Here is a 524-nt window from a genome sequence, read left to right as displayed (position 1 = left end):
TTAAGAGAACTCACAAATTTTACCTTAGCCTGATCCGTTACCAGTGAAAGTAACGTTCAGTCTATCTTTCTATCACATACCCAAATTTTTAAAGAACGATCTAATCAAAGACTAGAAATCAATATTCACTTCAGAATATTCATTTCTAAGCTCTAACAAGTAGAAGCAGTTAATGGTGGAGCCAAACGGGATCGAACCGTTGACCTCCTGCGTGCAAGGCAGGCGCTCTCCCAGCTGAGCTATGGCCCCATAACAAAATTGGTGGGTCTGGGCAGATTCGAACTGCCGACCTCACCCTTATCAGGGGTGCGCTCTAACCAACTGAGCTACAGACCCAATTTCGAGCGCGTAACTGATTAGCTAAGAGCTATCAGCTTGGAGCTTAAAGCTGCTTCTATCGTCTTCTTCAATGAATCAAGCAATTCGTGTGGGAACTTATGGAGCAGCTGATGTCGTCGATTAAGGAGGTGATCCAGCCGCAGGTTCCCCTACGGCTACCTTGTTACGACTTCACCCCAGTCATG

Annotated in this window: 2 tRNA genes and 1 rRNA gene; all 3 read right to left on the bottom strand. The window is 45.8% G+C overall.

Features of this window, described 5'->3' with window-relative positions:
- Positions 1-173: 173 nt before the first annotated feature.
- Positions 174-249 (bottom strand) — tRNA-Ala (locus tag HBO10_RS31045).
- A gap of 10 nt (positions 250-259) precedes the next feature.
- Positions 260-336, bottom strand: a tRNA-Ile gene (locus HBO10_RS31040).
- 124 nt (positions 337-460) lie between these two features.
- A 16S ribosomal RNA gene (locus HBO10_RS31035) occupies positions 461-524 on the bottom strand; the annotation flags it as partial.

This window comes from Pseudomonas sp. WS 5503 (assembly GCF_012985385.1).
Classification (GTDB): Bacteria; Pseudomonadota; Gammaproteobacteria; order Pseudomonadales; family Pseudomonadaceae; genus Aquipseudomonas; species Aquipseudomonas paracarnis.
The sequence above is the reverse complement of the archived record's forward strand: the minus strand, read 5'-3'. Positions and strand labels throughout refer to the sequence as shown.